Source organism: Ruegeria sp. AF3 (assembly GCF_056536285.1).
The window spans coordinates 3,093,418-3,106,931 of sequence record NZ_JBQFJM010000001.1 but is presented as its reverse complement, the minus strand read 5'-3'; the positions used below and the strand labels follow the sequence as shown (position 1 = coordinate 3,106,931).

Genomic DNA, 13,514 nt, shown 5'->3' with positions numbered 1-13,514 from the left:
CCGGGCCGCGTCGTGGTCGTCGAAGTCACCAGCTATCGGGTGATATGATCATGAAGCCATTCGAAGCCCCACTTGCGGACATCTTATTCACGTTGAACCATGTAGCCCGGGCTACCGAGCTTTCAGATTGGGACGCTGACCTGGCTGGTGAGATCGGCGAACATTTTGCCGCCTTCGCGCAAGGTGAAATTGCCCCGCTGGACGAGCCGGGAGACAGGCAGGGATGCACGCTGGAAAACGGTCGCGTATCCATGCCGGCTGGCTTTGCCCAAGTTTATGCCAAGTATTCGGAACAGGGCTGGCCCTCGCTCACCGTGCCTGAAGAATATGGCGGTCAAGGGCTTGGAGCCCTGATGCTGGCAATCACCTCCGAGGTGTTTTCGGGCGCAAACCACAGCCTTCAGATGGTTACGGGGTTGGTTCCGGGCGCGGTGCGTACCTTGTTGCGCTTTGGCACAGAGGATCAGCAATACCGGTACATTCCGTCTCTGGCCTCGGGTGAAACTCTGGCCACCATGTGCCTGACCGAACCCGGGGCCGGATCTGACCTTTCACGCGTGCGCTGCCGGGCGGAACCTGCCGAGGATGGCTGGAGGGTCACGGGCGAAAAAATCTTTATCTCTGGCGGTGACCAGGACATGAGCGATCACATCCTGCATCCTGTGCTTGCGCGCACGTCCGATGACGGCGTCAGAGGTTTATCGCTGTTTCTATGCCCCAGCTCCTGCACAGACGGCAGCCGCAACCAGGCTACCGTAACGCGCATCGAGGAAAAGATGGGCCTGCATGCCTCGCCCACGTGCCAGCTGGCATTTGATGGTGCCAAAGCCGAATTGATTGGGGCCGAGGGTGAAGGTCTGATGGCCATGTTCACCATGATGAACCACGCCCGGCTTGATGTCGCCCTACAGGGCGTCGCGCACGCCGCGCGGGCTTATGACATTGCCAGTACTTATGCCAGTGAAAGGGTGCAGGGACGCAATCCCGACGGTCAACCGGCAACACTGGATCAACATGCCGACATCCGCCGCATGCTGGATCAAATCGATTGGCTGGCGGTCAGTAGCCGCAGTCTTGCACATCTTGCATTTGTCACCATGGAACGGGGCACATCGCCTGACCTGGTCGATTTTCTGACCCCGGTCGCCAAGGTCTATTGCTCCGACGCCGGTATCAAGGCCGCCGAATTGGGTATGCAGGTTCTGGGCGGCTATGGCTATTTGCGCGAATACCGGCTGGAGCAGACCTATCGTGACGCCCGAATTACCTCGATTTACGAAGGGGCCAACGGCATACACGCGCGTATGCTGGCAACACGTCTGGCCGCAGGGCCTGCGGGCGACGCCTTTGCCGAATTTGTTTCACAAGAAGCCGAGCATTGGACATGCAATGCGATTTCGGACGCACTGGACACTTGGCAATCCGCTCGCAGAAAGCTGAAGCAGGGTGACAGCGCGGCGATGGCGCATGGGTTCATGCAAACGACGATTGATACCGCTCTGATCTGCCTACGGGCGCAGCTGCGCAACGCCGCGAGCCTTCATCCATCCCCGGAACGGATCAAACGCATTTGTGGTTGAGGGTTTATCCACACGCGCCGATTATCGACAACCAATTCCCGCCACCAATCGGACTGAAAGACACACAACATGACAGATCCAAAAGTGCTTATCGCGGGTGGTGGAATTGCCGGGTTGTCGCTGGCACTGACACTGCATCAGATTGGCATCGACTGCACCGTCTTTGAAAGCGTTCGGCAACTGTGCCCGCTGGGTGTCGGAATAAACCTGCAACCCAACGCCGTGCGCGAGTTGTACGATCTGGGTTTCACGGCTCAGGATCTGGACGGGTTCGGCGTCCCTGCGCAGGAATGGGCGCTTGTTGGTTTGAATGGGCACGAGATTTACTCGGAACCGCGCGGAACATTCGCTGGTTACAACTGGCCGCAATACGCGGTGCATCGCGGCGCGTTTCACATGGCGCTTTACCAGCGGTTTGTCGAACGCGCAGGCCCGGATGCCGTACGCCTTGGTGCTCGGGCCACTGGGTACCAGACCAATGCGGATGAGACGGTTACAGTGCGGTTGCAAACTGACCAGGGGGACGTCCGCGAAACCGGTGCCATTCTAATCGGCGCCGACGGTATCCATTCAGCCATCCGAAACCAGATGCATCCAAGCCAACCTCCGATCCATTGGGGAGGCGCCGTCATGTGGCGCGGCACAACTTTGGCAAAGCCCGTGCGCACGGGTTCTTCCTTTGTCGGACTGGGTACGCATAAGAAACGAATGGTGATCTACCCGATCTCACACCCCGATCCCGGAACCGGCATGGCGCTGATAAACTGGATTGCCGAAGTCACCTACGATGACCCGGACGCGCATGCGGCAACCGGGTGGTTCCGGCAGGTCGAGGCCAAGGATTTCGCGCACCATTTTGACGGATGGACCTATGACTGGCTGGATGTTCCAACTCTGATCCGCGGTGCGGATGTGACATATGAAAACCCAATGATCGACCGCGATCCGGTTGAAACGTGGGTTGACGGGCCGGTTGCCCTGATCGGAGACGCCGCACACCCGATGTACCCTACCGGATCGAATGGGGCCAGCCAAGCAATTATGGACGCCCGCATATTGGGGGCCAGTCTGCTCAAGCATGGCGTGGGCCCAACCGCGCTGGCGGCCTATGATGACACGCTGTGCGGTCCGGTGTCAGACCTTGTCCTTCGCAATCGGGGTGCCGGGCCTTTTGGCCTGTTGAATTTGGTCAACGACCGCTGTGGCGGTGTGTTCGACGATATTGAAACAGTCATTCCCTTGGCTGAAAGGGCCAGTTTCATGGCCAAATACAAAGCTGCCGCAGGTTTTGCGCGCGACGCTCTGAACAGCGCACCGCCAACGATTGCGCCCGGCTCGCAGCTGGCTTTGCAGGCGTGATGGAAAAGCCATCGGTGGATTGAACACCTGCGCCCATGTCAACAGCGTTTCGCCGGACCTGTGTATCGCCCGCAAAATCATGTGCTGCCGTGAATGATTTTGCTGCATACCAGCTTGCCCCTCTGAATTTTCGTTTGAGGAGAAACGACCAACAGCTAAACGGAAAGAATGCACCGGATCGGACCTGTCTGAACGCCAGACATGTTTTGATCGAAGAAAAATAATTTCATTGCACCGCCTTCTCATGTTCAATTGCACGCAAGGCGACAGGGCCATCTAAAAGGATTGAATATGCAGGATCATGGATATGCGTCAGGTCGACTGAACCTACCTTTCGTTGGAATATCGACCTTTGGAAAATCTCCGTATGTCGAGGATTGGGACAATATTGATGCGGATGTTTGCGTCCTTGGTGCGCCATTTGATTTCGGCACGCAATGGCGGGCCGGGGCAAGGTTCGGCCCTCGGGCCGTGCGTGAAGCTTCGACCCTGTTCAGTTTTGGACATGCCGGTGCCTATGACCACGAAGACGACGCAACCTATCTGGACAGTTCCGTGCGCATCGTGGATTTGGGGGATGCGGATATCGTCCACACAATGACCGAGGCCAGCCACGAAAACATCGCCTATGGTGTTCGCAAAATTCTTGCCGCCGGGGCGCTGCCGCTTGTGATCGGCGGCGATCACTCTGTCAACATTCCCTGCGTTTCCTCGTTTGAAGATGATTGTGCACAAAACGGCCCGATCCACGTGGTTCAAATTGATGCGCATCTGGATTTCGTGGACGAGCGTCACGGTGTCACCAATGGCCACGGCAACCCCATGCGGCGGGCGATCGAGAAAGACTACGTCTCGGGGATGACCCAGTTGGGTATTCGAAACGTCTCGTCAACCGCCAAGGAAGGATACGAGGACGCGCGCGCACGTGGATCAGACATCCTGTCCGTGCGTCAGGTGAGAAAGCTGGGAACCGAGGCTGTTCTTGAGCGAATTCCCGAAGGTGCTCGGTACTATGTGACAATAGATATCGACGCCTTTTGCCCCTCTATCGCGGCAGGGACGGGGACGCCCAGCCATGGGGGTTTTCTGTATTATGACGTACTGGAAATCCTTCAGGGCCTCGCTAGGCGCGGCAATGTCGTCGGCATTGACCTTGTCGAAGTGGCGCCAGCCTATGACCCCAGCGAAAGCACGCAGATACTGGCCGCGCAGCTATTGTTGAATTTCCTGGGTTTTATCTTTCACGAACGCGCCGGTCGCGAGAAATGAAGGGGGGAGCGTTTGCTCCCCCCCTCTTTGTATCAGGCATCGATGATGTTGTGGCCAGGCCCATATGGGAAGCCGGTGATGTTCTCGGCGCCGTCTTCGCCCACCACCAGAATATCATGCTCGCGGTAGCCCCCTGCACCGGGTTGCCCTTCGGGGATCCACAGCATGGGCTCGATTGAAACGACCATGCCAGGTTCCAGCACGGTGTCGATATCCTCGCGCAGTTCCAGACCGGCCTCGCGCCCGTAATAATGGCTGAGGATGCCGAAAGAATGGCCATACCCGAACGAGCGGTATTGCAGCAGCCCCTCATCGGCAAAGAAACGGTTGATCTCGGCAGTGATGCCTGAACAGGTCGCACCGGGTTTGATCAGGCTCAGACCCAGTTCATGGGCCGCCACATTGGCCTTCCACAGGCGCAGGCTGTCGGCGTCCGGCTCGCCCAGAAACAGGGTACGTTCCAGCGCAGTGTAATAGCCTGAGATCATCGGGAAAGTGTTCAGCGACAGGATATCGCCTTTTTGCAGGGCGCGTTTTGTCACCGGGTTATGCGCGCCATCGGTGTTCAGCCCGGACTGGAACCAAACCCAGGTGTCGCGATATTCGGCATCTGGATAGGCGCGCGCGATTTCCTCTTCCATTGCGTCACGGCCCGCCATGGCAATCTCGATCTCAGTTGCGCCTTCACGGATGGCCGCATGGATTGCCGCCCCGCCAACATCCGCGGTGCGTGCCCCACCCTTGATCAATTCAATCTCTTCGGCGGATTTGACCATGCGGGCGGTCATTGTATCCGGCGCGATATCAACCAGCTCGGGGGTACCCAGCATCCGCAGGGCAGTGTCGCGGGCGGCCAGCGTCATGTGGTCGCCTTCAATGCCGATGCGCTTGGCGTTGCCGATCAGGCTTGCAACCGCACGCCAATAATTGTCGCGCTTCCAGTCAGTATAAATCACGTTGTCTTCGACCGACCGACGCCACGGTTGCCCGGCGTCGATGTTGGCCGAAACGGTGGTGCAGGCCTCTTGAGTGACCACGCAGCCATACGGACGGCCAAAGGAACAATACAGAAAGCCCGAGTAGTAGGCGATATTTTGCATTGATGTCAGCAGAACCGCAGGGATATCACGTGCGGCCATGATGCTGCGAAGCTTGCTGAGACGGCGATCATATTCACCCTTGCTGAACGGCAAAGGCGCTTTGTCACCATTGTGGCAGGTAAAGAATTCGGGGCGTTTTGTTGTGTCGGTCATCACTTGGTCTCTCAACTTTGCCGGGCGACAAATCCCGGCCACATGTCCCGGCGTTCAGGACAGGCGGTCTCGGGGTCCGAGAGCCGATCACCCCCTTACGTGCCGCGACGCCATCGCAGCGAGGGTGAACAGGGAAATCGTTAGATCAGACGATACGATCCGTCAAGCGGGGGAAAGCCCCCGCAGGCGTTCCGAACGACGCCGCAGCAATTCAACCGTGGTCAGCAGCGCAATCGACAGAACCACAAGGATTGTCGCAACCGCCAGAATGGTCGGGCTGATCTGTTCCCGCAGGCCGGTGAACATCTGCCACGGCAAAGTCTTCTGACTGGCTGAGCCCACAAACAGAACCACCACAACTTCGTCGAACGAGGTGATGAAGGCGAACAGACCACCCGAGATCACTCCCGGCAGAATCAGTGGCATCTGGATCTTGAAGAAGGTACGTACCGGCCCTGCCCCCATATTCGCAGCAGCACGCGTTAGTGAGCGATCAAAGCTCACAAGCGTGGCGGTCACAGTGATGATCACGAATGGGATACCCAGAACGGCGTGCGCCAGGATGACTTTCAGATAGCCCACAAAGTTCTTGTTCATGCCCAACGTCCCTTCAAGGAACCGACCGATATCGCTGTAGAAGAAGAACATGCCGGTGGCCGAGATGATCAGCGGAACGATCATCGGCGAAATCAGGATTCCCATGATAGCACGGCGACCGGGGACGTGGCTCTGGCTGAGGCCAATGGCCGCCAGAGTACCAAGCGAAACCGAGATGACTGTGGCAATCGGGGCAATGATCAGCGAGTTCTTGAAGCTGCGTTGCCATTCATTGTTGGTAAAGAAATCGCGGTAGTGCTTCAGCGAATACCCTTCAGGGTCAAGCCGCAACATCTCGGGCGTGAAGGTGAAAAAGTCTTGTGCGTTGAACGACAGCGGCAAGACCACAAGGATCGGTGTAATCAGGAAGACGAAGATCGCACCGCAGATCACCCGAAACAGGTAGTGGTAAAAAACTTGCTGCGCGGTCAGGTATGGCAGCAGCTTGCGCCGGTATCGCCCTTCGTACAGCCAGTAGGTAAACCAAATAAAGAACCAGCCGCCCAGCAGGCCAAGAACGCCTCCCATAAGACCTGACAACAGGAAGCCTACGATGCCAAAGCCGAGAATATTGATCCAGCGGGCCAACTGCTCGTTCTTCAGAATGTTGATGTAAATCCATGCCAGTCCGGCGATCACGATGGCGCCGCCCAGGACCCCCAGCAGAACCGAGCCGTTTCCGGCGCCGACAAAGATACCAGCGAATGCCCCGGCCAGTGCGACGCTGGGCAGAACCATGGACAGAGGTTTGCGGGATATCGGAGTAAGTGCGGCCATCTTGATTATCCCAACTTCACGTTATCAATGCCCACGATCTTGTCGTAGACCCAGTAGAGCAGCAGAACGACCGCCAGCAGTATCGTTCCCAGCGCCGCCGCCAGTCCCCAGTTCAGTGAAGACGAGATGTGATAGGCGATCCGGTTTGAGATAAAGACACCTTTGGTACCACCCACAATTTCAGGCGTGATGTAGTAGCCAATCGCCAGAATGAACACGAGGATGGAACCAGCGCCGATGCCCGGAATGGATTGCGGGAAATAAATGCGCCAGAAGGTCGTCCAGTTCGTCGCCCCCATGGATTTCGCAGCGCGTGTATAAGTTTCCGGAATGGTCTGCATCACTGAATACATGGGTAGGATCATGAATGGCAGCAGGATATGCGTCATCGCTGTGATCGTACCGATCTGGTTGTTGATGATCACCAGCCGTGCATCGTCGGCTACTAACCCCAGCCAGACCAGCGTTTCGTTGATTACGCCTTGCTGTTGCAGCATGACTTTCCAGGCTGATGTTCGGACCAGCAGCGACGTCCAGAACGGCAAGAGCACAAGGATCATCAACAGGTTCGACACCCGCATCGGCAGGGTGGCCAGCAGGTAGCTGACCGGATATGCCAGAAGAATACAGGCGCCGGTAATAACCAGTGACATGAACAGGGTCCGGCCAAACAACTTGATCAGGATCTGCTTGTCTTCAGGCTGAGATTGCGCGCCGTCAGGGGTTCTGCGCATATCCACTGCATTCAGAAAATACCCGTTGGTGATCTTCGGCGAATGGGTTTTGATCACGCGCCACGTTTGTGGATCGCCCCATCCGTCGTGAATATCAATTAGTTGCTCCTTGAACGGACCATCCGTTTCAGGATCCAGTTTCTTGATCTGACGACCTGACTTGCGGAACATCGAAGACATACCGGTTTCTTCGTAGTTCAAACGCGAACCAAGCCGTGTGTGCTCTTTGTTGTCAATCGCAACAATCATATCCCGGACAAATGCGTTATACACATCTTCGCCCGGCAATTCGCCAGACTGCTCGTCCCAATTTTGAAGCGCCTCGACAGTTAGAGGCAGTGTTTCCGAAACGATGCTGTTCTCGACCGATCGGAAAAGCATCGCCGCGATCGGCACAATAAAGGAAAACAGCACGAACAAAAGCAAAGGGGCGATCAGAAGAAGGGCGCGCAGCTTTTGCCGCCGCAGCGAGCGTGCCAGCGATAGTTTGAGCGGCGTTCCGTCCGCTGCCAGCATGGGTCCGGCGTTTTGGCTTGCGTCAGTCATTCGAGCCCCTCGGGTATGTCTTGGTTCAGGGGCGGCGCACCGCCCCCGACTGTGTCATGAAATCAATCGCTTACTGCGCCAGCCATGCCTGGAACTTGGCGTCGATATCGTCGCGGTAATCCGCCCAGAATTCGTAGTTATACAGGAACGTGTTCTTGGCGTTTTCCGGATCGGTCGGCATATGCGGTGCCATATCGATACCCAGATCGGCGTGCTGACCCACAAGTGGAGCTGACGAAGCGCGGGCCGGACCGTACGAGATGTACTTGGCCTGATCCGCCAGACGCTGAGTGTCGGTTGCGAACATGATATAGTCCAAAGCGCGCTGCTTGCGCTCATCGCTCAGTCCGGCAGGGATGATCCAACCGTCCAGATCGAACACCTGCGCGTCCCACAGCATTGCAACCGGCTGTTTCTGCTCTTCGATCACACTGAACAGACGACCGTTATAGGTCGAACCCATGACAACTTCGCCGTCAGCCAGCAACTGAGGCGTGTCCGCACCGGCGGACCACCAGACAACGCTGTCTTTGATGGTGTCCAGCTTGGCCAAAGCCTGATCCTGACCTTCCGAAGTCGCCAGAACGTCATAGACATCATCCTTCGCGACGCCGTCACACAGCAGCGCCCATTCCATATTATTAATGGGGCGCTTTTCCAGCGAACGCTTGCCCGGATATGCCTCCAGGTCGAACACTGCACAGATGTCGGTTGGTGGGGTGTCACCTACCAGATCGGTGCGGTAGCCGAATGTGGTCGAATAGACGATCTGCGGAATAAAGCAATCGCTGACTAACAGTTCCCCGAAATCTTCAGAAGCCGGCGTGCCATCCGGAGCCGGAGCCAATTGGCTGTCAAAATCGATTTCAAGCGCCAGACCTTCGTCGCAAAGCCGGATTGCGTCAGCGGCCACAACATCCACTACATCCCATGTGATGTTGCCCGCTTCATTCATCGCGCGCAGTTTGGCGACGGCCTCGTTCGAGCTGTCATCGTTCAGAATCGTGATGCCGGTCTTTTCCGAATAGGGCTCGTGATACGCCTTCAACTGCGACTTTGAATAGGCACCGCCCCAGGAAACGATAGTCATCTCCTCGGCTGAAACAGTGCCCGCAGCCGTCGCAATTGCAGCCGCAGTGAGCATGATCTTGGTTGGTTTCATGTGTTACTCCCAGTTCATCCCGTTTTATGTGGTGGTCAGCCGATGCACGGGTTTTCACCGGCCGGTCCCTCAGCTTAACCGCGCTTGTCCCGCGCGGTTTGGTCTATGCGTCGAGCGCACGACAATCCTGTGCCAGCCAGCCGATCTCGATCTCCTGACCCGGGGTCAGGCGTACGGCATCAGGCGCATTTCGAGTTTTGGCGATGAATTCGTTGTTTCCGGCAACGGACATGCGGAACCGAAATACGTCGCCCATGTAAATGAATTCTTCGACCCTTGCTTTCAAAGTATGCGCGTCGGCGTGCAGGCGGTCTTTGTTGAATTCCACACGTTCAGGGCGGATCGAAACTTTGGTCCGGTCGCCTGCGTTGTGGACGTTGATCGGAACCGCGTCGATTTCCGATCCATCATCCAGGCGTACGACGCAAGTGTCGCCATCAATCGATTTAATAACACCTTCCAACGTGTTGTTTTCACCGATGAATTGCGCGACGAAACTGTTTTCCGGCTCTTCGTAAAGCTGATCAGGCGGCGCAAGCTGTTGAATGCGGCCATCGTCGAAGACAGCCACCCGATCTGACATGGTCAGCGCTTCGGTCTGGTCGTGGGTCACGTAGACAGTTGTGATCCCAAGCTCATGGGCCAGACGTGTGATTTCGAACTGCATATGTTCACGAAGCTGCTTGTCCAATGCCCCCAAAGGCTCGTCCATCAAGACCAGTTCGGGCTCGAATACCAGGGCACGGGCCAGAGCAATCCGCTGTTGTTGCCCGCCCGACAGCTGAGCAGGACGTCGGCCACCAAAGGCGCCCATCTGAACCATATCTAGCGCGCGCTTGACCTTTTCATCCCGCTCCGACTTGCCCAGCTTACGGACTTCAAGTGGAAACGACAGGTTCTCGGCCACCGTCATATGCGGGAACAAAGCGTAGTTCTGGAAAACCATGCCAATACCGCGCTTGTGCGGCGGGATATTGTTGATGGGCTTGCCGCCCAGGAGGATTTCACCGTGCGTGGCGGTTTCAAATCCGGCGAGCATCATTAGGCAAGTCGTCTTGCCCGAGCCTGACGGCCCAAGCATTGTCAGAAACTCACCTTTGGGCATTGCAAGGTTTAGGTCTTTTACGACGAGGTTCTCGCCGTCATAAGACTTCTGTACGCGTTGGAATTCGACAAACGCGGCGTCGTTCATTGTATCGGCCACAAGACCCCCTGTTACGTCAAATGATTATCCGTCTTCTGCGGATTTCATTGATCTGTAGCCGTTAGTTAAGACCAAGCGATGTTCACATTGCAACAGTGAATCCCGGTTTTGTTACACAATATCGGGATTTAACAGCTCACCCGGCTTCGTTCAGAACCCGCATATGCCACGCAAGACTTTGATTACTGGACAGAACCGGCTTGCCGATACGAGCGCGTATCTCAGGAATAGCCTGTTGCGTGCGAAGGTTTGTACAACTCAGAAAAACCGCATCAACCGACGGGTCCGAGCCCAGTTTCGTGGCAGCGTCGATGACGGATTGCACCGAAATCCGAACAACTTTGGCCTCTTCTGATTCCCCGAATGTCCCAAAAACATCCATCTCCACTCCGCCTTGTGCAAAGGCCCGGCGCAGGGGAAGGTTTACCTCTTCAATATAGGGCGACAGCAGCGCGAATTTCGAAACTCCCAGGTGTCGCGCACAGGCCGTAGCCGCACGCAAAGGGTTTGTAACTTCGGCGGTCTGGCATGTCTGTTTAACAAGTTCCGCTACACGGTCGGACCCGATAACCGAGCTTGCAGACGTGCACCCGTACCCGACAACGCGATAAGGTCGCGCGCTGGGCAGCAATCCGGCGGCGGCTGGCAGCGCCTTCTCCATTTCCGCAAGGCTTTCCGTCGTCACCTCAATCCCGCTGGGAATACGCGTCACGTAGATTGGATACTTGCGGTCCGAAAAATACGAGCTGAACTCAGGCTCCAACGTTTCATCGGTCTGCAACACGATCAGACCAAGTGGGGTGGCCTTGGGATCGTCCTCATCAAGGGCGTAATGTATTCGGGTCATATCTCGATCACCTCTGGCCCGATACGCGGGCTAAGAAAACATGGAGCGCCTTCGGTGATGACAATGTTTTCTTCATGGACAAGTATTTTTGTACCAACGGCGATGCCCGGCTCCAGTGTCAAAACCATGCCGGGTTCCAGCACGGTCTGGTCTGCCGGAATAATGGATGGCCATTCTGTCAGTGACATCCCCAACCCATGACCCAGCCGCCCTGCATCTGTGCCTTCAGCATCTTTGGTAAGCACCTTGTTCATAGCATGGAACAAATCTGAGGCTGTTGCACCGGGTCGGGCGATTTCGAACGCGGCATCTGAGGCTTCCACCAGTCGGGCGTGCGCTGATCTCACTTCGGGCCGGGCTGGGCCTACAGACCAATTGCGATCAAAATCACAGAAATAGCCATCCCAAACCAGACCTGTATCCAGCATAAGTACGTCGCCAGGTTCCAACGGCGCCGAAGTTGCAGGTGATATTACATCACTGTAGCCGCCCTGCTCTGCCCCGCCTGCTAGATACGGCACCCAATCGGCCCCTTCCTCAAGGCAGAGCATCTGGAAGCGGCGAAAAACCGTGTCCAGAGGCACCCCTGCGCGGGCAATCTCGGGCACGCGGGTGAAGGCGCGTCCCGCAATACCACAGGCTGTTTGGATCTTGGCAATTTCAGCCTGGGATTTGATCATGCGCAGCCGGCGCAGGATACCCTGATCTCCGGTGATGCGTCGCGTGCCGAGAGCGCCGCGCAAGCGTTCAATGTCCGCCATGGGCATACGCACATGAGTCTCATGGCCGTCCGGCATTCCGACATTGCCTGAAACGGGCGTCAGTTCGGCCAGGACATCGGCCAGAAGCGAGATACCGTCGTCCTGCAAATCGGGCGCGCTCCAGGTTCGGATGTCATCGATCCAGGTCTGCCCCATGAGCGCGGCCCCGATCGAAGGGATCACGGCCACCGGTTTGCCCGTGGCCGGTACGACCAGAAACCATGGCCGGGTTGGGCTTTCCCAAAATCGGGTCAGATAGCCGGTAAAGTAACGCACATCAGTTTCTGTGGTCAGCAGCAGCGCCGACAAATCCGCGGCTCGCATCAGCTCCTGCGCGCGTTTGGTGCGCGCCTCGAACTCTGTCTGATCGAACCCTCTCATTCCGCGATCTCCGACAGAAAGCACAACACGCGTGAGTTTTCGTCGATCCCCATGGCTTTCCGTGCGGTTTCGTTCATCACCGCCGCAAGGCCTGCCCCGCCTGACGCCGTGGTGGCCAGCCCGACCTTTGCCATCGCGTCAAGCTTTGTCGCCACATCGTCATCTGAAAGGGTCAGGAACAGGTCTGTGTCGCGGGCCAATCCGTTTAACGCGATCAACGACGGTTCCTTGCAGTCCAGACGCCCCATGATGCTGTCCGGGCCATCCGCGAAAACACATTTTCCGGCAACTATGCTGGCCTGCAACGCGGGCGCCGCTTCGGGTTCAACCACAACGATCTTCGGTGCGTCGCCCCAGATGTGTCGTGCATAGGCAGCAACGGCACCGGCCAGCCCGCCCACGCCTGCTTGCAACAGAATATGCGTCGGAATCTCAGGGCACTGCCTGACAGCCTCTGCCGCCATTTGCAGATATCCTTCCATGAGCGTCCATGGCAGGTCATAATATCCATCCCACGAACTGTCCGACAGCAATATCCATCCGTTGTCTTCGGCAGCCGTTTTCGCGGCCTCCATGCTGGCGGCATAGTCAGCACCACTTCGAACAACTTCGGCTTTTTGGCCTTTCAGACGTTCCGCAAAGGTTTCGGGCACAGTTTCAGCAATGTAAACAACAGCCTTCGCACCGAAAACTCTGGCACCAGCCGCAACACTCATGCCGTGGTTCCCGGCGCTGGCAGTCACATAGGTTGCGCCTGCCAGAGCTTGTTCACCCGGCTCGCCTGTCTTCTCGGCCGCATGACGCGCAATTACATAGGCTGCCCCTAAAGCTTTGAACGAACCAAGGTTCATCCGCGCCCGCTCATCCTTTACCCAAAGCCTGGCTACAAGGGCCAGTTTCCCGGCATCAACCAATGGCGTTTCTTTCGCGACAGGGCACCGAGAAATCAAGTCTGCAACACGGGCAGCGTTTGTAGAAGGATACGGCGCAGACGGTGCAAGCTTTTGGCCCCCCCGATGTGGATTGTTGATGATCTGCATACGC

At 56.9% G+C, this 13,514-nt stretch carries 11 protein-coding genes; 3 read left to right on the top strand and 8 right to left on the bottom strand.

Annotated elements, in window-relative coordinates:
- Positions 1-50: 50 nt before the first annotated feature.
- The 3 genes from ACR3FC_RS15545 (at position 51) to speB (ending at position 4,208) form a co-directional block, all read left to right on the top strand.
- Entirely contained in the window at positions 51-1,580 is a 1,530-nt protein-coding gene (locus tag ACR3FC_RS15545; protein ID WP_480476322.1) for an acyl-CoA dehydrogenase family protein, read from the top strand.
- A 69-nt stretch (positions 1,581-1,649) separates the two neighbouring features.
- The gene (locus tag ACR3FC_RS15540) at positions 1,650-2,939 is read left to right on the top strand and encodes a flavin-dependent oxidoreductase (RefSeq protein WP_480476320.1); all 1,290 of its coding nucleotides are present in this window, start codon (positions 1,650-1,652) and stop codon (positions 2,937-2,939) included.
- Positions 2,940-3,230: 291 nt separating this feature from the next.
- The gene (speB, locus tag ACR3FC_RS15535; RefSeq protein WP_480476318.1) at positions 3,231-4,208 is read left to right on the top strand and encodes an agmatinase; all 978 of its coding nucleotides are present in this window, start codon (positions 3,231-3,233) and stop codon (positions 4,206-4,208) included.
- Positions 4,209-4,240: 32 nt separating this feature from the next.
- Here the strand turns inward: speB and ACR3FC_RS15530 are convergent, their stop codons facing one another.
- The 8 genes from ACR3FC_RS15530 to ACR3FC_RS15495 all read right to left on the bottom strand — a co-directional run bounded on the left by ACR3FC_RS15530 (position 4,241) and on the right by ACR3FC_RS15495 (position 13,510).
- On the bottom strand, positions 4,241-5,461 hold the full coding sequence (locus ACR3FC_RS15530; protein ID WP_480476316.1) for an aminopeptidase P family protein: 1,221 nt from the start codon (positions 5,459-5,461) through the stop codon (positions 4,241-4,243).
- A gap of 162 nt (positions 5,462-5,623) precedes the next feature.
- Positions 5,624-6,835, bottom strand: coding sequence for an ABC transporter permease (locus ACR3FC_RS15525; RefSeq protein WP_480476314.1), 1,212 nt, complete (start codon positions 6,833-6,835; stop codon positions 5,624-5,626).
- 5 nt (positions 6,836-6,840) lie between these two features.
- Positions 6,841-8,115, bottom strand: a complete 1,275-nt coding sequence (locus ACR3FC_RS15520) for an ABC transporter permease (protein WP_480476312.1) — start codon at positions 8,113-8,115, stop codon at positions 6,841-6,843.
- Between the two features lie 70 nt (positions 8,116-8,185).
- Positions 8,186-9,277 carry an extracellular solute-binding protein gene (locus ACR3FC_RS15515; protein WP_480476310.1) on the bottom strand — a complete coding sequence of 364 codons (1,092 nt, stop codon included), beginning with the start codon at positions 9,275-9,277 and terminating at the stop codon, positions 8,186-8,188.
- Positions 9,278-9,380: 103 nt separating this feature from the next.
- On the bottom strand, positions 9,381-10,481 hold the full coding sequence (locus ACR3FC_RS15510; RefSeq protein ID WP_480476308.1) for an ABC transporter ATP-binding protein: 1,101 nt from the start codon (positions 10,479-10,481) through the stop codon (positions 9,381-9,383).
- A 136-nt stretch (positions 10,482-10,617) separates the two neighbouring features.
- A complete protein-coding gene (locus ACR3FC_RS15505; RefSeq protein ID WP_480476306.1) occupies positions 10,618-11,328 on the bottom strand; it encodes a maleate cis-trans isomerase family protein in 711 nt (236 codons plus the stop codon).
- A complete protein-coding gene (locus tag ACR3FC_RS15500; RefSeq protein ID WP_480476304.1) occupies positions 11,325-12,470 on the bottom strand; it encodes a M24 family metallopeptidase in 1,146 nt (381 codons plus the stop codon). Before ACR3FC_RS15500 ends, ACR3FC_RS15505 begins: the two co-directional genes overlap by 4 nt.
- Positions 12,467-13,510 (bottom strand): pyridoxal-phosphate dependent enzyme, encoded by a 1,044-nt coding sequence (locus ACR3FC_RS15495; RefSeq protein WP_480476302.1) that lies wholly within the window; start codon positions 13,508-13,510, stop codon positions 12,467-12,469. Before ACR3FC_RS15495 ends, ACR3FC_RS15500 begins: the two co-directional genes overlap by 4 nt.
- Positions 13,511-13,514: the final 4 nt, after the last annotated feature.

What these genes read in the sequence shown, in the direction of transcription:
- ACR3FC_RS15545 (WP_480476322.1), top strand. Translation starts at nt 51, where the DNA reads ATGAAGCCATTCGAAGCCCCACTTGCGGACATCTTATTCACGTTGAAC.
- ACR3FC_RS15540 (WP_480476320.1), top strand. Translation starts at nt 1,650, where the DNA reads ATGACAGATCCAAAAGTGCTTATCGCGGGTGGTGGAATTGCCGGGTTG.
- speB (WP_480476318.1), top strand. Translation starts at nt 3,231, where the DNA reads ATGCAGGATCATGGATATGCGTCAGGTCGACTGAACCTACCTTTCGTT.
- ACR3FC_RS15530 (WP_480476316.1), bottom strand. Translation starts at nt 5,461, where the DNA reads ATGACCGACACAACAAAACGCCCCGAATTCTTTACCTGCCACAATGGT.
- ACR3FC_RS15525 (WP_480476314.1), bottom strand. Translation starts at nt 6,835, where the DNA reads ATGGCCGCACTTACTCCGATATCCCGCAAACCTCTGTCCATGGTTCTG.
- ACR3FC_RS15520 (WP_480476312.1), bottom strand. Translation starts at nt 8,115, where the DNA reads ATGACTGACGCAAGCCAAAACGCCGGACCCATGCTGGCAGCGGACGGA.
- ACR3FC_RS15515 (WP_480476310.1), bottom strand. Translation starts at nt 9,277, where the DNA reads ATGAAACCAACCAAGATCATGCTCACTGCGGCTGCAATTGCGACGGCT.
- ACR3FC_RS15505 (WP_480476306.1), bottom strand. Translation starts at nt 11,328, where the DNA reads ATGACCCGAATACATTACGCCCTTGATGAGGACGATCCCAAGGCCACC.
- ACR3FC_RS15500 (WP_480476304.1), bottom strand. Translation starts at nt 12,470, where the DNA reads ATGAGAGGGTTCGATCAGACAGAGTTCGAGGCGCGCACCAAACGCGCG.
- ACR3FC_RS15495 (WP_480476302.1), bottom strand. Translation starts at nt 13,510, where the DNA reads ATGCAGATCATCAACAATCCACATCGGGGGGGCCAAAAGCTTGCACCG.